The organism is Novosphingobium sp. KN65.2 (assembly GCF_001368935.1).
Taxonomy (GTDB): Bacteria; Pseudomonadota; Alphaproteobacteria; order Sphingomonadales; family Sphingomonadaceae; genus Novosphingobium; species Novosphingobium mathurense.
In genome coordinates this window covers 14,463-32,419 of record NZ_CCBH010000139.1, presented here as the reverse complement: position 1 = coordinate 32,419, position 17,957 = coordinate 14,463, and the positions used below count along the sequence as shown (strand labels likewise).

General features: G+C 63.6%; 20 protein-coding genes and 1 tRNA gene. 18 read left to right on the top strand and 3 right to left on the bottom strand.

Going from position 1 to position 17,957, the window contains the following annotated elements; genetic code table 11:
• Positions 1-114: 114 nt before the first annotated feature.
• Positions 115-885, top strand: a complete 771-nt coding sequence (locus SPHV1_RS06630) for a triacylglycerol lipase (RefSeq protein ID WP_054945249.1) — start codon at positions 115-117, stop codon at positions 883-885.
• Positions 886-1,005: 120 nt separating this feature from the next.
• On the opposite strand, the gene SPHV1_RS06625 is transcribed toward SPHV1_RS06630, so the two are convergent.
• Positions 1,006-1,095 (bottom strand) — tRNA-Ser (locus tag SPHV1_RS06625).
• 156 nt (positions 1,096-1,251) lie between these two features.
• Between SPHV1_RS06625 and hspQ the strand changes: the two genes are divergently transcribed.
• Positions 1,252-1,632, top strand: a complete 381-nt coding sequence (gene hspQ, locus SPHV1_RS06620) for a heat shock protein HspQ (protein WP_054945248.1) — start codon at positions 1,252-1,254, stop codon at positions 1,630-1,632.
• Between the two features lie 32 nt (positions 1,633-1,664).
• Here hspQ and SPHV1_RS06615 read toward each other — a convergent pair whose 3' ends face one another.
• Positions 1,665-3,926 (bottom strand): EAL domain-containing protein, encoded by a 2,262-nt coding sequence (locus tag SPHV1_RS06615; RefSeq protein ID WP_054945247.1) that lies wholly within the window; start codon positions 3,924-3,926, stop codon positions 1,665-1,667.
• A 99-nt stretch (positions 3,927-4,025) separates the two neighbouring features.
• Complete coding sequence (locus SPHV1_RS06610; protein WP_197277667.1) at positions 4,026-4,904, bottom strand: ABC transporter permease; 879 nt, start codon at positions 4,902-4,904, stop codon at positions 4,026-4,028.
• Between the two features lie 95 nt (positions 4,905-4,999).
• On the opposite strand from SPHV1_RS06610, the gene SPHV1_RS06605 reads away from it, so the two are divergent.
• The 16 genes from SPHV1_RS06605 (at position 5,000) to rplV (ending at position 17,956) form a co-directional block, all read left to right on the top strand.
• Complete coding sequence (locus SPHV1_RS06605; RefSeq protein WP_054945246.1) at positions 5,000-5,689, top strand: GcrA family cell cycle regulator; 690 nt, start codon at positions 5,000-5,002, stop codon at positions 5,687-5,689.
• Positions 5,690-5,693: 4 nt separating this feature from the next.
• Entirely contained in the window at positions 5,694-6,467 is a 774-nt protein-coding gene (locus SPHV1_RS06600; protein ID WP_054945245.1) for a peptidylprolyl isomerase, read from the top strand.
• Between the two features lie 212 nt (positions 6,468-6,679).
• Complete coding sequence (locus SPHV1_RS06595) at positions 6,680-7,879, top strand: GGDEF domain-containing protein (RefSeq protein WP_054945244.1); 1,200 nt, start codon at positions 6,680-6,682, stop codon at positions 7,877-7,879.
• A gap of 118 nt (positions 7,880-7,997) precedes the next feature.
• Complete coding sequence (locus tag SPHV1_RS06590) at positions 7,998-8,519, top strand: DUF1993 family protein (RefSeq protein WP_054945243.1); 522 nt, start codon at positions 7,998-8,000, stop codon at positions 8,517-8,519.
• Positions 8,520-8,988: 469 nt separating this feature from the next.
• Positions 8,989-9,360 (top strand): 30S ribosomal protein S12, encoded by a 372-nt coding sequence (gene rpsL / locus SPHV1_RS06585; RefSeq protein ID WP_007011879.1) that lies wholly within the window; start codon positions 8,989-8,991, stop codon positions 9,358-9,360.
• A 92-nt stretch (positions 9,361-9,452) separates the two neighbouring features.
• The gene (gene rpsG, locus SPHV1_RS06580) at positions 9,453-9,923 is read left to right on the top strand and encodes a 30S ribosomal protein S7 (RefSeq protein ID WP_054945242.1); all 471 of its coding nucleotides are present in this window, start codon (positions 9,453-9,455) and stop codon (positions 9,921-9,923) included.
• Positions 9,924-10,041: 118 nt separating this feature from the next.
• A complete protein-coding gene (gene fusA / locus SPHV1_RS06575; protein ID WP_054945241.1) occupies positions 10,042-12,135 on the top strand; it encodes an elongation factor G in 2,094 nt (697 codons plus the stop codon).
• Between the two features lie 92 nt (positions 12,136-12,227).
• Positions 12,228-13,418, top strand: coding sequence for an elongation factor Tu (gene tuf / locus SPHV1_RS06570; RefSeq protein WP_054945240.1), 1,191 nt, complete (start codon positions 12,228-12,230; stop codon positions 13,416-13,418).
• A gap of 128 nt (positions 13,419-13,546) precedes the next feature.
• Positions 13,547-13,894: a hypothetical protein gene (locus tag SPHV1_RS06565; RefSeq protein ID WP_054945239.1), complete on the top strand. Its 348-nt coding sequence runs from the start codon at positions 13,547-13,549 to the stop codon at positions 13,892-13,894.
• Positions 13,895-14,096: 202 nt separating this feature from the next.
• The gene (gene rpsJ, locus SPHV1_RS06560; protein ID WP_007011873.1) at positions 14,097-14,408 is read left to right on the top strand and encodes a 30S ribosomal protein S10; all 312 of its coding nucleotides are present in this window, start codon (positions 14,097-14,099) and stop codon (positions 14,406-14,408) included.
• 355 nt (positions 14,409-14,763) lie between these two features.
• Positions 14,764-15,522, top strand: a complete 759-nt coding sequence (rplC, locus tag SPHV1_RS06555) for a 50S ribosomal protein L3 (protein WP_054945238.1) — start codon at positions 14,764-14,766, stop codon at positions 15,520-15,522.
• Between the two features lie 3 nt (positions 15,523-15,525).
• A complete protein-coding gene (rplD, locus tag SPHV1_RS06550; RefSeq protein WP_054945237.1) occupies positions 15,526-16,149 on the top strand; it encodes a 50S ribosomal protein L4 in 624 nt (207 codons plus the stop codon).
• Positions 16,142-16,453: a 50S ribosomal protein L23 gene (locus SPHV1_RS06545; RefSeq protein ID WP_054945236.1), complete on the top strand. Its 312-nt coding sequence runs from the start codon at positions 16,142-16,144 to the stop codon at positions 16,451-16,453. Before rplD ends, SPHV1_RS06545 begins: the two co-directional genes overlap by 8 nt.
• Positions 16,454-16,457: 4 nt before the next feature.
• Positions 16,458-17,294, top strand: a complete 837-nt coding sequence (gene rplB, locus SPHV1_RS06540) for a 50S ribosomal protein L2 (protein WP_054945235.1) — start codon at positions 16,458-16,460, stop codon at positions 17,292-17,294.
• A gap of 6 nt (positions 17,295-17,300) precedes the next feature.
• Positions 17,301-17,579: a 30S ribosomal protein S19 gene (gene rpsS / locus SPHV1_RS06535; RefSeq protein ID WP_007011868.1), complete on the top strand. Its 279-nt coding sequence runs from the start codon at positions 17,301-17,303 to the stop codon at positions 17,577-17,579.
• On the top strand, positions 17,579-17,956 hold the full coding sequence (rplV, locus tag SPHV1_RS06530; protein ID WP_007011867.1) for a 50S ribosomal protein L22: 378 nt from the start codon (positions 17,579-17,581) through the stop codon (positions 17,954-17,956). The genes rpsS and rplV overlap by 1 nt, the downstream gene beginning before the upstream one ends.
• The last annotated feature ends 1 nt before the right edge of the window (position 17,957 follow it).

Genomic DNA, 17,957 nt, shown 5'->3' with positions numbered 1-17,957 from the left:
TTGGCGCTGTCGTTCCCCCCGACCGCACATGGCGATGACCCCGCGCGGACAGCTACAGGAGTTCTCATGATCCGTTTCCCTACCCCCTTGCACGCTGGCAGGGCCTGAACGCCCATGGAACACAAGACCGCCGCCATTCGTCCACCATTCCTCGGCCTTGCCCTGCTCGAGCCGGCGCGTTGCATGATGGAAGCCGGTGCGCTCGTCGCGCTCAGTCCGCTGCTGTCGCTGTCTCCGCGCGGGGATGGCCATCCGGTGGTGGTCCTGCCGGGCTTTGCCACCAACGATACGATGACCGTGCTCCTGCGAAGTTTCCTCAAGCAGCTGTCCTATGACGTCTATCCGATGGATCTGGGCTGGAACTTCGATCAGCACACCGTCGGTGAAAACGGCGAACACATCGCCGAGCGCATTCGGGCGATCCGCAGCGATACCGGGCGCAAGGTCAGCCTTGTCGGCTGGAGTCTGGGCGGCGTCATCGCCCGCGAAGCGGCGCGGCGCGATCCGGACGATCTGCGGCAGGTGATCTCGCTGGGCAGTCCGTTCTCCGGCAATCCGCGTGCGACGAACCTGCAGACGGTCTACCAGTTCGCGACCGGCAACGACTTCAACTCGGCCAAGATGGTGGAGCGCTATCGCATCGGTGCCGATGCCCTGCCGATTCCCTCGACCGCCGTATTCAGCAGGACCGATGGCGTCACCGCCTGGGAGAATTGTCTGGGCGATACCGACGAGATCAACGAAAACGTCGAAGTGGTGTCGAGCCATTTCGGCTTCATGACCAATCCGGCGGTCTTTCACGTCATCGCGGACCGCCTCGGGCAGGCCGAAGGGCAATGGCAACCCTTCCAGCCCAGCGCGCCTTTCGCCAGCTTTTACGCCTGATCTTCGGCGCCAGAAACGGTACCCTTCGCCAGCGGCCAAAGCGATCGCGCAGGCAGGCACGACGGCAGCTCCCGCCGGTGCCCCCGGAGGGGATAGTCTAACCGATTTTCAGTGAGTTAATGGCGGAGAGGGTGGGATTCGAACCCACGGTACGGTTGCCCGTACACCGCATTTCGAGTGCGGCGCATTCGACCTCTCTGCCACCTCTCCGCTAGAGATCGCGATGGAGCGGGAAAGTCCCGCCGGGTCGAGCGAAGCGCGCCGTTAGCCCACTTGTTTGAGCTTGCCAACCCCCTGATTGGGAAATTGTGGGTATTCTTGGGGCGTCGCTTGTTTCGCACCCGCACAAAACCTATATTTGCGGTCATGAACAGAGCGTCCTTCTTTTCGCCACAGGCCGGACGCGTCATCGACGCGCCGTTCCAGACGCGGGCGCGATTCGCGATTGGCGACGTCGTTCGCCATAAGCAACACGACTTCCGCGGCGTCATTTTCGACATCGATCCGGTCTTCGCCAACAGCGAGGAATGGTACCAGTCGATCCCGCTCGAACTGCGGCCAAGCCGCGAGCAGCCGTACTATCACCTCCTCGCGGAAAACGAGGATTCCAGCTACGTCGCCTACGTCAGCCAGCAGAATCTGCTCGACGATGCCGAAGGTGGGCCGGTGGATCACCCTTCCGTCAGCGAGATCTTCGAGGAATTCCGTAACGGCCGCTACCAGTTGCGCCGCGGTCTGGCTCACTGATCCATCGTTGAAGGTGGCCGCCTCGGCGGCGATCACGCGACGCGTTCGTTCCTGATGCCGCCTGCGTCCAGGATGTCGGCGATCCGGCCTGCGCCGTACTGGCCTTGCAGCAGCTCGGTCACGTCTTTGGCAGCAACCGGCTGGGCCATGTAGTAGCCCTGCACCTCATGACATCCCACGCTGCGCAGGAAGGTGAGCTGCTCGAGCGTCTCCACTCCTTCGGCCGTGAGGTGCAGGCCATTCGCGCTGGCCAGGCTGACGATGGCTTCCACCAGCGCTGCACCGGGCACCGTACCGACGGCATGGACGAAGGACCGGTCGATCTTGATCCGGTCGACGGCGATGTCGCGAATGTGGCTGAGCGAAGAGTAGCCGGTGCCGAAGTCGTCGAGCGCGCAGGCCACGCCGAGGCTTCGCAGGCTGCGCAGCGATTCGGCTACATCGGATGATGCCGACATCAGCGCCGTTTCGGTGAGTTCGAGTTCGAGCCGGGTCGGTTCGATCCCGGTTTCCGCAAGAATGCGCTTTACCGTGTGACGGAAAACGCGGCTGCGCACCTGAATCGGCGAGACGTTGACCGAGATTCGCAAGCCCGGCCAGGCCCGTGCGTCGTGCATCGCCTTGCGCAGCACCCAGTCGCCCAGAACCTCGATGTGGCCGGTCTCTTCGGCGGTTCGGATGAAGGCATCGGGGGTTACCAGACCGTTCTGCGGATGCTCCCAGCGCAGCAGCGCTTCGACGGCGACGATCCGGCCGCTCTCCAGCGAATAGATCGGCTGGTAATGGAGCCTGAGTTGGCTGTCGCAATCTGCAAGTGCGCTGCGCAGCTCGCGGTTGATCGTCTCGCGCTGGCGCACGTCCTCGTCCATGCTCGGTGCGAAGAAAACATAGCGGCCGCGACCGTCCAGCTTCGCCTGGTACAGCGCGATGTCGGCCTTGCGGGTGAGCTCGGTGCGATCGAGGGTGTCGTGCGGGGCAAGGGCAACGCCGATGCTGCCGCCGATGAATGCCTGCGTAGAGGTGAGTTCGAAGGGGCGTTCCAGCTCGGCGATGATGCGTGCGCAGGCGCGCTCGACCGCAGCCCGGTTCTCGGGTTCGTCGAGGAGAATGGCGAATTCGTCGCCGCCCAGTCGCGCGACCGTGTCGTAGCTGCGGATCTGCTCGCTCAGGCGGTGGGCGACCTGCCGGATCAGCATGTCGCCTGCGGGGTGGCCCAGGCTGTCGTTGACCTGCTTGAACTGATCGAGGTCTATGTAGAGCAGGGCGAGCAGCGAGTTGTGCCGCCTGCAGCGCGCCAGCGCAGATTCGAGCCGAGCTTCGAACATGGCGCGATTGGCCAGTCCGGTGAGGGCATCGTGCATGGCCTGATGCTGGGCAAGGCTGCGGCTCTGTTCGAGGTCTTGGGTGCGACGGGCGAGCCGGCTGGCGAGCAGGTAGATCGCCGCTCCCGCAAGGATCAGCACCGCAAGCAGGACGGGGCCGACAGAACTGGTGACGTCGTAGCCGGGCTTGAACGGGTGCCACACCATGTAGCCCACGACATTTCCCGTTCGCGACTGCAGTGGAATCGACGTCTCATTCGGGCCGTGTCCGGGCACGATCACGTAGCGCGCTTCGTTGAGGCCATAGTTGGAGCCGATGCGGTTGAAGTAGTCCTTGTCGAGATAGACGATCCCGACATGGATCGCTTCGGTTCCGCTTTTCTGGACGATCTTTCCGCTGTCGCCGATGATCGGCTTGACGCTGACGATGGCCGGCCGCCCGCGCAGGACCGCAAGGTCGCTCACGCCCGGTGAAAGCATCGCGAGGTAATTGTCGTTCTCGCGGCGGGTTTTATCGTTCTTGCGCAGCTCGGCGACCATCGGCGCCACGATGTCTTCTACTGCGATGAAGTTCTCCGGGATGATCCGCTTGCCGTCACGCATTGCATAGATCGGCCGATCACTGGGCGAGAGAATGTATACCTCGTTCATCCCGGCATACTCGTGGAACCAGGTGCCTAGGTTGATGTCGATCCAGTCCAGGTCGAGTGGGCGCTTGCGGACCTGCTCTACGGCATCGTCCCAGATCGTCGAGGATTCCTGGACGTGACCGAGCCTGTCGATGCTTTCTTCCAGCACCATCTGGGCGAGCGCGCGGTCGCGGTCGCTGGCCACGCGATCGACCTCGTGCCCTGACCAGACCAGCAGTCCGACGATCAGGATGACGACCGCGAGGAAGGCAAAGACGATCGACGGCCCAAGGACATGAACCGGACGCTTGGCGGCTAATGGAGTGGAGACCTGACCCGACACAGGAGTCGGTTATCACCGGAGAACTGATTATTGGTTAAGTACGACCAGTGGTACTTCGTGCTGGCCCGACAAGATTCCGGAAATATTTCGCTCTCTGCGTCAGCCTTTCAGCTTCCAGCCCGAACGCAGCACGCGATAGACCACGAACGCCAGTACGGCGTTGACGATGCCGATGCCGATGGCGCTGTGCAGCACGGCCATGTTGGTGTCGCCGATGTCGCTCTGGCCGAGGAACCCGAAGCGGAAGCCCGAGATGACGTAGAAGAAGGGATTGACGCGGCTCACCGCCTGGAAGGCCGGCGCGAGATTGTCGATTACGTAAAAGGTGCCGGAAAGCAGTGAGAGCGGGGCGATGACGAAATTGGTCACCGCCGCGTTGTGATCGAACTTTTCCGCCCAGATCGAGGACATGAAGCCCAGCAGGGCAAGAAAGACCGAACCCATCAGTCCGAACCAGGCCACGGCCCAGGGGTGGGCTACCGAGAGGTCCACTCCGGGCCACAGCATCATCGCCCCGCACAGCGCCAGGCCGACGAGGAAGGCGCGGGTGACGGCAGCGGCGACCATCGCCAGCATCAGTTCGCCTTCGCTGAGCGGGGGCATCAGGAAATCGATGATCGTGCCCTGGATCTTGCCAGAGAGGAACGAGAAGCTCGCATTGGCAAAGGCGTTCTGCATCATGCCCATGACGATCAGGCCCGGCGCGACGAAGGTCGCGAAGTTCACGCCCAGGATTTCGCGCCCGCCACGCCCCAATGCGACCGTGAAAATCACGAGGAAGAGAAGGGTGGTGATCGCCGGTGCCCAGATGGTCTGGGTCTGCACCTTGAAGAAGCGGCGGACCTCCTTCATATAAAGGGTCTTGAGCCCCACCCAGTTCACCTGGTGGATCACTGGCTCGCCCTTCGTCGGAAACTGGCGTGGCTGCGGGATACCGGCAGGAGTCAGCATCTCGGTCGAATTCGTTTGATCGGCCATGAAGCGGCGACTATCGGCTGCGGTCTTCCGAGGCAAGCGGCATGGAACTTTTTCGGGCGATTCTCGGATCGCCCCGCGCGAAAGATGGAATTGGAATGAGCTGGACTGACGAGCGGATCGAAAAGCTGACCAAGATGTGGGAGGGCGGTGCCACTGCCAGTCAGATCGCGGACGAGCTCGGTGGCGTCAGCCGCAATGCCGTGATCGGCAAGGCGCATCGCCTCGGTCTCAAGGCCCGCCCGTCTCCGGTGAAGGCCAATGAAAAGCCCGCCCGTCCGGCGGCTCCCAAGAAGGCGAAGCCAGCCTCCGAAGCGCCTGCCGCACCGGCTCCCAAGGCCGAAGCGCCGGTAGTCAAGCCGGCCCCGCAGGCTCCTGCGGCTCCGGCCCCGCGCGCTGCCGCGCCTGCCGCTGCACCGACGCCTGCCGCCGACAAGCCCGCTTCGGATCAGCCGCGCATCGTTTCGGTCGGCCCCGGCGGCTTCCTGCGTCAGGGTCCCGGCGACCAGCAGCAGCCGATCCCGCCGGCGCCGCCTCGCCGCCTGGTCCCGGCCAAGCCGAGCCCGGAGATCGCCGACAAGACCAGCCTGCTCGACCTCAACGATCGCATCTGCCGCTGGCCGATGGGCCACCCGGGCGAGCCGGACTTCCACTTCTGCGGAGAAAAGGTGAACCCCGGGTTCCCTTATTGCGTCGATCACTGCGGCCGCGCCTACCAGGCACAGCTGCCGCGCGGCGCGCGCCGTCCTCCTCCGCCGCTGCCGTTCGGTGGGCCGCGGGTTCGCTGATCCGATGAAGGCGAGGGTGCGACCGGGCAAGGTTCTTGCCATCATGGTCGCACCTTTCGCGCTGGCCGCGCTCGGATCGCCTGTCGGTGCGCAGCAGGCCCAGGCGCCGGTCGATGTCGCTGCGCCGCAAGCGCCCGCTGCTCCTGAAAGGGTCGAGCATGTCTATGTCGAGCTGACGACGCCTGCCGGTGCGATCACGCTCGACCTCGACAAGACCCATGCGCCGCTGACCACGGTGAACTTCCTCAAGTACGTCGATGCCAAGCGCCTCGATGGTGCGGTCTTCTATCGCGCCATGCACCTCGGCTACAGCGACGAGCCGGCGGGATTGCTGCAGGGCGGAGTGCGCGACGGCGCCAAGCTGTTCCCGCCCGTGGCCCATGAGCCGACCAACCGGACCGGCATCCTGCACAAGGCCGGCACCGTCTCGATGGCGCGCTTCGCGCCCGGAACGGCCACGGCCGATTTCATGATCCTCATTTCCGACATGCCCGCGCTCGATGCGGAGCAGGGCAACAATGGCGAAGATCCCGGCGCCGGGTTCGCCGCCTTCGGTCATGTCGTCTCCGGCATGGATGTCGTGCGCAGGATCTGGGACATGCCGCGCTCGGCCACGAAGGGCGAGGGCGTGATGAAGGGCGACATCCTCGAGGATGAAGTCAGGATCACGGCGGCACGCCGGGTTGCCGCGCCACCAGCCGCCCCTGCGGAAGGGCCAATGGCTGGCGCGCCGACGGAGCCGGTTGCCGCGGACGGGGGCAACGCGGGCGACGATTGATCGTTACGGTTCGTTTACTTGTGGCTTCCGTGATTCGACTTGGTCGGGCGAACTAAAAGCGCTCACGTCTGGCAGGTTTCGTGCTGCCCTTTGCGCGCGGAGAATGCACGACTTGTGCTTTCTGGCCGATTCCAATGCTTGCCAGAAAGTTTTTATCCAGATCCCGGCGATTACTACTTAAATTAACCACGGTTTTGTCGTTAACCGAGCGCATGACGGAACATGACGACAGTCACGCCCGGGGGGGCTTGATGCGCTGGTTCGGCCTTGGCGGGTCACGGCGCGAGGACAGTGATGCGGGAGAGCAGGCCTCTCCGGCAGGCGAATCAAGGCCCCAGGCGACGGATGCGCGCGAGCGCATGCGGCAGAAGACGCTGGAGGAGATCACCAGCTTCCTGCTGACGCATCGCCTGCCGGTCTCGGTGGCGACGCTGGAGATCGCGCATGACATCGTGACCGGGGCCAACCCGATGGTCGGGCGTCTGGTGGCTGAACGCATCAGCAGCCGGGAGCCCATCACGCTGGCCTGGCTCGAAGATGTCGTCATCGCCCAGAGCCGCGACAATTCGGGTGAGCAACTGCACCACCTGGTGATGCGCCTTGAATCCTCGATTGCCGAATTCGCCGCCACCACGACGGCGGCACGCACGGCGACGAACGACTACAACTCGGCGCTCGAGGCACATGTCGGCGACCTGGGGGCAGTCGGCAGTGCGAACGAGGTGATTGTCCAGCTGGCCTCGCTGGCCCGCGACATGATTTCACGCACCCGCGACATCGAACGCGAACTGAGCCGTTCGGAGCGCGAAACCCGCGCTCTCCAGAAGAACCTGGCCGACGCGCGGCGCGAAGCGGAGATGGATCACCTGACGGGCCTGCCCAACCGCCGAGCCTTCGAGGCTGTTCTCAAGCAGGAATTCGGAGAATCGCGCGAGGTCGGGGACACCCTGGCCGTCGCCTTCTGCGACATCGACAATTTCAAGCGGATCAACGACGTTCACGGCCACGAGGCGGGCGATCGCATCCTGCGCACGGTAGCGCAGTCGCTGGCCAAGATCTCGAACGACAAGTGTCACGTCGCGCGCCACGGCGGCGAAGAGTTCGTCGTCCTCCTGCGCGGCAAGACCGCGCTAGAGGCGATGGATATTCTCGATAATGCGCGCGAAAAGCTGGCAACCCGCAAGTTCGTCAACCGCGCAACGGACCTCCCTTTCGGGCGTATCAGTTTTTCTGCAGGCGTTGCCGATGCCCATGCCTACGAAACCTCGGGCGAGGCGTTGCGGGCGGCGGACGAGGCACTGTTCCGGGCCAAGAGTGCAGGGCGCAACTGCGTTCACGTGGCCGGTCCCGCCGATGCTGCCGGACTGGCTTTCGAGGGTGACGACGATACCGGCGAGCATGAGTACAGCTAGGCCGGTCCTCGGGCCTGTCTGCGCTGCAACGGACTGATTTTCGCGATCGCTGCAGGGCCGGTTGTGCCGCCCCGCGCCTTCCTCTACCTCTCGCCCCGATAGTTCCAGGGAGAGAGCCGTGTCCGTTTCGCTTGATGATGCCTATGTGAAGACCTGCCTGCAGATCCTGCGGGCGCTGGCCGGGCAGCTCGAAAAGGCCGAAGCGCACTGCGAGGCGAGCGGCATCCCGGCCGAGACGCTGACCGAGGCGCGGCTCGCACCCGACATGTGGCCTTTCGCCAAGCAGGTCTTCGAGGCCGGGCACCATTCGGCGCGCGCGATCGAGGGCGTGCGTGAGGGGCTCTTCGGTCCCGAACTCGATCCGGTGCCGAGCGACTTTGCGACATTGCGCGAAGAGGTCGCCCGGTCGATCGCGACGCTCGAAGGCGTGGAGCCGGGCGAACTCGACGCCATCGCGGAGCGCGACATGCGCTTCGAGTTCAAGAGCTACCGGATGGACTTTACCGTCGCCGACTTCCTGCTGAGCTTCTCGCTGCCCAACTTCTTCTTCCATGCCACGACCGCCTATGACCTCCTGCGCAGCCAGGGCGTGGCCATCGGCAAGGGCGACTTCTTAGGCAAAACCCGCAGGAAGGCTTGAGCGAGCCCCCCGTTTGCCTTGACCCGAACGGCGATCTCGCCTAAGGGCGCGCATCCTTTGCGGCTTCGGGTCGCAAGGGGAGATATAGAGCTGAACATTGTCGCTCGCGAGTTTTCGGTGCTTTTCCGGCGGTTTTTCTGCCGGATCGGTCCCATTGCGGATGGTCTTGCCCCGAGTCGGGCAAGGCCGCTTTCGGAAACCCGGCGGCAAAGTAATCCGGTGGTTCGTGCCGGGTGGAGTGTTTTTCGGCTCACGATTGCGGCCAGGGTCCTGGTTCGTCGGCATCCCCATTGCGCGGATGCGGTAACGGCGATCAGAACCGGTCCTTCGTGACTTCCGATCATGCTTCGTCTTTCGAACCCGCCGGGCCTGATGACCCGGGGTGCGACGGGTCCGTCCCGTGGCTTGCGGTTTGCGCCCACGGTACGGGCCGGATCCATCGCACTCCCATTTTGAAAGAAGAGTATAGATGCCGACGATCAACCAGCTGGTCCGCAAGGGCCGCGAACCGCAGAAGGCCAAGTCGAAGGTCCCTGCGATGGAGCAGAACCCGCAGAAGCGTGGCGTCTGCACCCGCGTCTACACCACGACCCCGAAGAAGCCGAACTCGGCTCTTCGCAAGGTCGCCAAGGTGCGCCTGACCAACAGCCGCGAAGTCATTTCGTACATCCCGGGTGAAGGCCACAACCTGCAGGAGCACTCGGTCGTGCTCATCCGCGGCGGCCGCGTTCGCGACCTTCCCGGCGTTCGCTACCACATCCTGCGCGGCGTGCTCGACACGCAGGGCGTCAAGGACCGCAAGCAGAGCCGTTCGAAGTACGGCGCCAAGCGTCCCAAGTGATCCGGCTGCGGCGCTTCAGGGCGCCGCGCGATGAAGATTGACCGGCCGGGAAGGCGCAAGTCCCCGGCCGCAAAAACAAGGAATTCTAAACGATGTCACGTCGTCGTCGTCCCGAGAAGCGGGAAATCCTGCCGGATCCGAAGTTCGGTGATCTGGTCCTGTCGAAGTTCATGAACAACCTCATGCTCGACGGCAAGAAGTCGGTTGCAGAGCGCATCGTCTATGGCGCGCTCGACACCATGGAAACCCGCGCCAAGGCCGATCCGGTCCAGCTGTTCCACGATGCGCTGAACAACGTGAAGCCGCAGATCGAAGTCCGCAGCCGCCGCGTCGGCGGTGCGACCTACCAGGTCCCGGTCGAGGTTCGCCCCGAGCGCGCCCAGGCCCTGGCCATCCGCTGGCTGATCACGGCGGCGCGCAACCGTCCCGAGACCACCATGGCCGCCCGCCTTTCGGGTGAGCTGATGGACGCTGCCAACAACCGCGGCAATGCCGTGAAGAAGCGCGAAGACACGCACCGCATGGCGGACGCGAACCGCGCCTTCTCGCACTACCGCTGGTAAGACGTGGGATTGCCCGCATGATCGACGTCATGCGGGCGTCACACTTTCAATTCAGGGGGCATGGGCTTATCTCTGAGCATCGGCCCGCTCTCTCACACTCCTGCTAAGGAACAGCACCATGGCACGTAGCCATCCGCTCAATATGTACCGTAACATCGGTATTATGGCGCACATCGACGCCGGTAAGACCACCACGACCGAGCGTATCCTCTACTACACCGGCAAGTCCTACAAGATCGGCGAAGTGCACGACGGCGCCGCCACCATGGACTGGATGGAGCAGGAGCAGGAACGCGGCATCACCATCACCTCGGCTGCTACCACCTGCTTCTGGAAGGCAGACAGCGGCAACGGCGATGAGTACCGCATCAACATCATCGACACCCCGGGCCACGTCGACTTCACCATCGAAGTCGAACGCTCGCTGCGCGTGCTCGACGGTGCCGTTGCATGCTTCGACGGCGTTGCCGGCGTTGAGCCGCAGTCGGAAACCGTGTGGCGCCAGGCCGACAAGTACGGCGTGCCGCGCATGTGCTTCATCAACAAGCTCGACCGCACCGGCGCCGACTTCAAGTACTGCGTCCAGTCGATCATCGACCGTCTGGGTGCCACCCCGGCCGTCCTGTACCTGCCGATCGGTCTCGAGTCGGATCTCAAGGGTCTGGTCGACCTGGTGAACAACCGTGCGATCATCTGGAAGGACGAGTCGCTGGGCGCCGAGTTCTTCTACGAAGAGATCCCGGCCGACATGGCTGACGAAGCCGAACTGTATCGCAGCCAGCTCATCGAGCTTGCCGTCGAGCAGGACGACGACGTCATGGAAGCCTATCTCGAAGGCAACGAGCCCGACGTCGCGACGCTCAAGAAGCTGATCCGCAAGGGCACCCTGGGCCACGCGTTCGTTCCGGTCGTTTGCGGCTCAGCGTTCAAGAACAAGGGCGTGCAGCCCCTGCTCGACGCCGTCGTGGACTACCTGCCTTCGCCGCTCGACATCGAAGACGTCCAGGGCGTCAAGGTCGACAGCGACGAGCCCGACAGCCGTCCGCCCAGCGATGACGCGCCGTTCTCGGCTCTCGCGTTCAAGGTCATGAACGACCCGTTCGTTGGCTCGCTTACCTTCTGCCGCATCTATTCGGGCACGCTCTCGAAGGGTTCGTACCTGAACTCGGTGAAGCAGAAGAAGGAAAAGGTTGGCCGCATTCTCGAAATGCACGCCAACGAGCGCAAGGACATCGAAGAAGCCTACGCTGGCGACATCGTCGCGCTGGCCGGCATGAAGGAAACCACCACCGGCGACACGCTCTGTGCCGAAAAGGCGCCGATCGTGCTCGAACGCATGGAATTCCCCGAGCCGGTCATCGAGCTTTCGGTGGAGCCCAAGACCAAGGCCGACCAGGAGAAGATGGGCGTCGCGCTCAACCGTCTCTCGGCCGAGGATCCCAGCTTCCGCGTCTCGACCGATCACGAATCGGGCCAGACCATCATCAAGGGCATGGGCGAACTTCACCTCGACATCATCGTCGACCGCATGCGTCGCGAGTTCAAGGTCGAAGCCAACGTCGGTGCGCCGCAGGTGGCCTATCGTGAATACCTCGCGAAGCCTGTCGATGTGGATTACACCCACAAAAAGCAGTCGGGCGGTACCGGCCAGTTCGGCCGCGTGAAGGTCAAGGTTACGCCGGGTGAGCGCGGTTCGGGCATCACCTTCAAGGACGAAGTCAAGGGCGGTAACATTCCGAAGGAATATATCCCGGCCATCGAGAAGGGCATGCGCGAGACGGCCGAGACCGGTTCGCTGGTGGGCTTCCCGATCATCGACTTCGACATCGTGCTTTACGACGGTGCCTACCACGACGTCGACTCGTCGGCCCTGGCCTTCGAAATCGCCGGTCGCGGTTGTATGCGTGAAGTCGCCCAGAAGGCCGGCATCAAGCTGCTCGAGCCGATCATGAAGGTCGAAGTCGTCACCCCCGAGGAATATCTCGGCGACGTCATCGGCGACATGAACAGCCGTCGCGGCCAGATCCAGGGAACCGACAGCCGCGGCAATGCCCAGGTCGTCGAGGCCCACGTGCCGCTGGCGAACATGTTCGGCTACGTGAACCAGCTCCGCTCGTTCACGCAGGGCCGTGCAAACTACTCGATGTTCTTCTCCCACTACGACGAGGTCCCGGCGAACGTTGCGGCCGAGGTGAAGGAGAAGCTTGCCTGAGGGCAAGAATGGTTCTAGGGGCGGCGCCTGATTCAGCGGGCGCTGCCTTATTTCCCGCAGATTCAATTTCAGGACGAAAGAAGGTTTGAAAGATGGCGAAGGCAAAATTTGAGCGGAACAAGCCGCACTGCAATATCGGCACCATCGGTCACGTCGACCACGGCAAGACCACCCTGACGGCTGCCATCACGAAGGTCATGGCCGAAGTCAACGGTGGTGAAGCGGTCGACTTCGCCAACATCGACAAGGCTCCCGAAGAGCGCGAGCGCGGCATCACCATCTCGACCGCACACGTCGAGTACGAGACCGGTGCCCGTCACTACGCGCACGTCGACTGCCCGGGTCACGCCGACTACGTGAAGAACATGATCACCGGTGCGGCCCAGATGGACGGCGCCATCCTCGTCGTGAACGCTGCTGACGGCCCGATGCCGCAGACACGCGAGCACATCCTGCTCGCCCGCCAGGTCGGCGTTCCGGCTCTGGTCGTGTACATGAACAAGGTCGACCAGGTCGATGACGAAGAGCTCCTCGAGCTCGTCGAACTCGAAGTTCGCGAACTGCTCTCCTCGTACGACTTCCCGGGCGACGACATTCCGGTCGTCAAGGGTTCGGCCCTGGCCGCTCTCGAAGGCCGCGACGACGAAATCGGCAAGAACTCGATCATCGAGCTCATGAATGCTGTCGACGAGTTCATCCCGCAGCCGCCGCGTCCGACCGACAAGCCGTTCCTGATGCCGGTCGAAGACGTGTTCTCGATCTCGGGTCGTGGTACCGTTGTCACCGGCCGTGTCGAAACCGGCATCATCAAGGTTGGTGAAGAAGTCGAAGTCGTCGGTATCCGCGACACCCAGAAGACCACCGTCACCGGCGTCGAAATGTTCCGCAAGCTGCTCGACCAGGGCGAAGCCGGCGACAACATCGGTGCACTGGTTCGTGGTCTGAAGCGCGACGACGTCGAGCGTGGCCAGGTTCTCGCCAAGCCGGGCACCGTGACCCCGCACACCGAGTTCTCGGCTGAGGTCTACGTTCTGTCGAAGGACGAAGGCGGCCGTCACACGCCGTTCTTCGCGAACTACCGTCCGCAGTTCTACTTCCGCACCACCGACGTGACCGGCGAAGTGATCCTCCCCGAGGGCACCGAGATGGTCATGCCGGGCGACAACGTTGCCCTGTCGGTCAAGCTCATCGCTCCGATCGCCATGGACGAAGGTCTGCGCTTCGCTATCCGCGAAGGCGGCCGCACCGTCGGCTCGGGCGTTGTTTCGAAGATCACGAAGTAAGCTTCGTAATCCTCGGATAACCGAGATAAAGGCCCGGCTTCCGAAAGGAGGCCGGGCTTTTTCTGTGAAAGGCGCAGATAGCGGACAGGGGGCTGGCGTGGCTCACGATCCGCGCTTAGGGCGTCTGTATGGCACGCAAGTATTCAAAGCACGGTCCGCGAGAGGACATCCTGAAGGACGACGATGCGCCCGAGGCGGCGCCACCGCCCGATTGCTGGCTTTGCTCCAGGCCTTGCGGCGAGACGGTGGTCTGGCATCACCCGGTGCCGAAGAGCCGGGGAGGGCGCGACACCGTGCCGATGCACCCGATCTGCCAGAACATGCTGATCACCACCTTCACCAATTCCGAGCTTCAGCGCTACGGACTCGACGTCGATCTCCTGAAGCTCGACCCGCGCATCGAGAAGTTCCTCGGTTGGGTCGCGAACAAGGATCCCGACTTCAACGCGGCGCTCGGCAAGAAGAAGCAGCGCTGACGGGTCCGACCTTCGTTGGCTCAAGATGGACTGGCCGAAAGTTTCGCAAATCCGGTCCGCTGCATCATTTCGTTACGGCCGCGGGATTCAGCGAAAATAAGGGGCTCAAAGGGCTTGCGCGAATCCGGGATGCGTTGTAGGGGCGCGGCTCGAATTTGTTCGGGGCTACGGTCCCTAGGCTCTTTCTCATCGGTAGTAGGTAATGGAAGCTCAGAACATCCGCATTCGCCTCAAGGCGTTTGACCACCGCGTACTCGACCAGGCCACTGGCGAGATCGCTGACACCGCCCGCCGTACCGGCGCGCTCATTCGGGGCCCCATTCCGCTTCCGACGAAGATCGAAAAGTTCACCGTGAACCGCGGTCCTCACATCGACAAGAAGTCGCGTGAGCAGTTCGAGGTTCGCACCTACAAGCGTCTGCTCGACATCGTGCAGCCGAATGCCGCCACCGTCGACGCGCTGATGAAGCTCGACCTGGCCGCTGGCGTGAACGTTGAGATCAAGCTGGCCTAAGCCGGCTTCAGGGGCTGCCTTTGGCGGCCCCATGGTCCTTTCCGGTCGGACCTTAAACTGCCGGAACGACATTCGGGTCCTCGGATCCAACTGACCTTGTCGGCCCTCGAGGCCGGCTTTGCGGGGAGAAACCCGCAGAGACAGAGCCCCCAAGGGAAACCGGCGGGGACACAAGGGATACCTCCGGTGCCGCCTTCGGGCCAAGCGCCGGGAATGCGTCCCCCGTCTCGCTTCCGGCAGGTGCCAAGGGCACCGGCAAGGGAGCACCCAGCCCGGACGGGGCATGCATCACAATTTGGGCTGGACACGCCTGTGCGGGATGGGCTCGCGCAGGCCTCTGTAAGGAGTAAAGGTCATGCGTACAGGCGTGATCGCCAAGAAGGTCGGGATGACCCGACTGTTCCAGGAGGACGGACGGCACGTGCCGGTTACCGTCCTGGCGTTGGAAGATTGCCAGGTGGTTTCGGTTCGCACTGCCGATCGTGACGGATACGTCGCGGTTCAGCTCGGTGCCGGCGAAGCCAAGCAGAAGAACGTTGCCAAGCCGCAGCGCGAGCACTTCGCCAAGGCTGAAGTGCCGCTCAAGATGCGCGTTGCCGAGTTCCGCGTCGCCGACGACGCGCTGCTCGACGTCGGTTCGACCATCGCTGCCTCGCACTTCGTGCCCGGCCAGCTCGTCGACGTTGCCGGCCACACCCAGGGTAAGGGCTTTGCGGGCGCCATGAAGCGTTGGGGCTTCGGCGGTCTTCGCGCCACCCACGGTGTTTCGCTCTCGCACCGTTCGCACGGTTCGACGGGTAACCGCCAGGATCCGGGCAAGGTCTTCAAGAACAAGAAGATGGCCGGCCACATGGGCGACCGTCAGCGCACCCAGCAGAACCTCGAGATCGTCCGCGTGGACGACGAACGCGGCCTGATCTTCGTCAAGGGCTCGGTCCCGGGCGCGAAGAACAGCTGGCTGACCGTTTCGGACGCCGTCAAGGTCGCCCGTCACGCCGAGGCTCCGTACCCCGCCGGCCTGAAGCAGGCCGCCAACAGCAATGACACGGCCGCTGCCGACACGCCTGCGGAAGACACCGCGGCGCCGGAAGCGACCGAAGGCCAGGAGGGCTAAGTCGTGAAGGTCAAGGTCCTCAACCTCGATGGCAGCGCCGGCAAGGGCGACATCGAACTGTCGGATGACGTGTTCGGTCTCGAGCCGCGCGCAGACATCCTGCACCGTGTCGTCACCTGGCAGCTCGAGAACCGTCGCGGCATCGCCCGCGCAACCCGCGAGCGCTCGGACGTTGCCCGCACCGGCAAGAAGTTCGGTCGCCAGAAGGGCGGCGGCACGGCTCGTCACGGTGACCGTGCAGCCCCGGTCTTCATCGGCGGTGGTAAGGCTCACGGTGCACGTCGCCGCGAGTTCAACATCTCGCTGAACAAGAAGATCCGCGCTCTCGGCCTCAAGATGGCTCTGTCTTCGAAGGCCCAGAACGGTCTCGTCATCGTCGACACGCTCGACGGTGAAGCCAAGACCAAGGCGCTCGCCGGTCAGCTCGCCAAGGCTGGCTTCGGCAAGAAGGTGCTCGTGATCGACGGCGAAGCGGTGAACGACAATTTCGCTCGTGCAGCCCGCAACATCGTCGGCGTCAACGTGCTCCCGGCCATGGGCGCCAACGTCTATGACATCCTGAAGCATGATACGCTGGTGCTGACGCGCGCCGCGGTCGAGAAGCTGGAGGCCCGTTTCAATGGCTAAGAGCAACGTGGACATCCGTCACTACGACGTGATCCTCGCTCCCCACATCACCGAGAAGTCGACCCTCCTTTCGGAGAACAACGCGGTCGTCTTCAAGGTAGCCGGCGGCGCGAGCAAGCCCGAGATCAAGGCTGCTGTCGAAGCTCTGTTCGACGTCAAGGTCACCGGCGTGAACACGCTGGTCGTCAAGGGCAAGACCAAGCGCTGGCGCGGTAAGGCTTACCGCCGCAGCGACGTGAAGAAGGCGATCGTCACGCTGGCCGAAGGTCAGTCGATTGACGTGACCGAAGGCGTACGGGGCTGATTCGATGGCACTGAAGAAATACAACCCGACCAGCCCCGCCCGTCGCGGCCTGGTCCTCGTCGACAAGTCGTCGCTGTGGAAGGGCAAGCCTGTCAAGGCTCTGACCGAAGGCAAGCACAAGACCGGCGGTCGCAACAACAAGGGCCATGTCACCTCGCGCGGCATTGCTGGCGGCCACAAGCAGAAGTACCGCTACATCGACTTCAAGCGTCGCAAGTGGGACATGGAAGCCACCGTCGAGCGGATCGAGTACGACCCGAACCGCACGGCCTTCATCGCACTGGTGAAGTACACCGACGGCGAGCTCGCCTACATCCTCGCGCCGCAGCGTCTGGCCATCGGTGACGTCGTCGTCGCCGGCGAAAAGACCGACGTGAAGCCGGGCAACGCGATGCTGCTGTCGCAGATGCCGGTCGGCACGATCTGCCACAACGTCGAGATGAAGCCGGGCAAGGGTGGCCAGATCGCCCGTTCGGCAGGCACCTACGTCCAGGTCGTCGGTCGTGACCGCGGCATGGTCATCGTCCGCCTCAACTCGGGCGAACAGCGCTACCTGCGTGGCGACTGCATGGGCACCGTTGGCGCCGTGTCGAACCCCGACAACGCCAACCAGACCCTTGCCAAGGCCGGCCGCAAGCGCTGGCTGGGCCGTCGCCCGCTGACCCGTGGTGTTGCCAAGAACCCGGTCGACCACCCGCACGGCGGTGGTGAAGGCCGTACCTCGGGCGGCCGTCACCCGGTCACTCCGTGGGGCAAGCCGACCAAGGGCGCCCGCACTCGCAACAACAAGCAGACGGACAAGATGATCATCCGTTCGCGCCACGCCAAGAAGAAGAGGTAAGACACGATGGCACGTTCCGTCTGGAAAGGCCCCTTCGTCGACCTGTACCTTCTCAAGAAGGCCGAGGTCGCGCAGGATGCAGGAGCCAAGGCCGGCCCGATCAAGACCTGGTCGCGTCGTTCCACTATCCTTCCGCAGTTCGTTGGTTTGACCTTCCAGGTCTACAACGGACACAAGTTCATCCCGGTCTCGGTCAACGAGGACATGGTCGGCCACAAGCTCGGTGAATTCGCGCCCACGCGCACGTTCCCCGGCCACGCCGCCGACAAGAAGGGCAAGCGCTAATGAGCAAGCAGGCAGCACCCCGCCGCGTTGGCGAGAAGGAAGCTCTTGCGGTCGGCACCACCATTCGTGGTTCCGCCCAGAAGCTCAACCTCGTCGCCGGCCTGATCCGCGGCAAGAAGGCCGAGGAAGCCATGAACATCCTCGCTTTCTCGAAGAAGGCGATGGCCGTGGATGCCCGCAAGGTTCTCGCTTCGGCGATCGCCAATGCGGAAAACAACCACAACCTCGACGTCGACGCTCTCGTCGTTGCCGAGGCGTCGGTCGGCAAGTCGATCACCATGAAGCGTTTCCACGCTCGTGGTCGCGGCAAGTCCACCCGGATCCTCAAGCCGTTCTCACGCCTGCGGATCGTCGTTCGCGAAGTCGAGGAGGCCTGAT

What these genes read in the sequence shown, in the direction of transcription:
- SPHV1_RS06630 (WP_054945249.1), top strand. Translation starts at nt 115, where the DNA reads ATGGAACACAAGACCGCCGCCATTCGTCCACCATTCCTCGGCCTTGCC.
- hspQ (WP_054945248.1), top strand. Translation starts at nt 1,252, where the DNA reads ATGAACAGAGCGTCCTTCTTTTCGCCACAGGCCGGACGCGTCATCGAC.
- SPHV1_RS06610 (WP_197277667.1), bottom strand. Translation starts at nt 4,904, where the DNA reads ATGGCCGATCAAACGAATTCGACCGAGATGCTGACTCCTGCCGGTATC.
- SPHV1_RS06605 (WP_054945246.1), top strand. Translation starts at nt 5,000, where the DNA reads ATGAGCTGGACTGACGAGCGGATCGAAAAGCTGACCAAGATGTGGGAG.
- SPHV1_RS06600 (WP_054945245.1), top strand. Translation starts at nt 5,694, where the DNA reads ATGAAGGCGAGGGTGCGACCGGGCAAGGTTCTTGCCATCATGGTCGCA.
- SPHV1_RS06595 (WP_054945244.1), top strand. Translation starts at nt 6,680, where the DNA reads ATGACGGAACATGACGACAGTCACGCCCGGGGGGGCTTGATGCGCTGG.
- rpsL (WP_007011879.1), top strand. Translation starts at nt 8,989, where the DNA reads ATGCCGACGATCAACCAGCTGGTCCGCAAGGGCCGCGAACCGCAGAAG.
- rpsG (WP_054945242.1), top strand. Translation starts at nt 9,453, where the DNA reads ATGTCACGTCGTCGTCGTCCCGAGAAGCGGGAAATCCTGCCGGATCCG.
- fusA (WP_054945241.1), top strand. Translation starts at nt 10,042, where the DNA reads ATGGCACGTAGCCATCCGCTCAATATGTACCGTAACATCGGTATTATG.
- tuf (WP_054945240.1), top strand. Translation starts at nt 12,228, where the DNA reads ATGGCGAAGGCAAAATTTGAGCGGAACAAGCCGCACTGCAATATCGGC.
- SPHV1_RS06565 (WP_054945239.1), top strand. Translation starts at nt 13,547, where the DNA reads ATGGCACGCAAGTATTCAAAGCACGGTCCGCGAGAGGACATCCTGAAG.
- rpsJ (WP_007011873.1), top strand. Translation starts at nt 14,097, where the DNA reads ATGGAAGCTCAGAACATCCGCATTCGCCTCAAGGCGTTTGACCACCGC.
- rplC (WP_054945238.1), top strand. Translation starts at nt 14,764, where the DNA reads ATGCGTACAGGCGTGATCGCCAAGAAGGTCGGGATGACCCGACTGTTC.
- SPHV1_RS06545 (WP_054945236.1), top strand. Translation starts at nt 16,142, where the DNA reads ATGGCTAAGAGCAACGTGGACATCCGTCACTACGACGTGATCCTCGCT.
- rplB (WP_054945235.1), top strand. Translation starts at nt 16,458, where the DNA reads ATGGCACTGAAGAAATACAACCCGACCAGCCCCGCCCGTCGCGGCCTG.
- rpsS (WP_007011868.1), top strand. Translation starts at nt 17,301, where the DNA reads ATGGCACGTTCCGTCTGGAAAGGCCCCTTCGTCGACCTGTACCTTCTC.
- rplV (WP_007011867.1), top strand. Translation starts at nt 17,579, where the DNA reads ATGAGCAAGCAGGCAGCACCCCGCCGCGTTGGCGAGAAGGAAGCTCTT.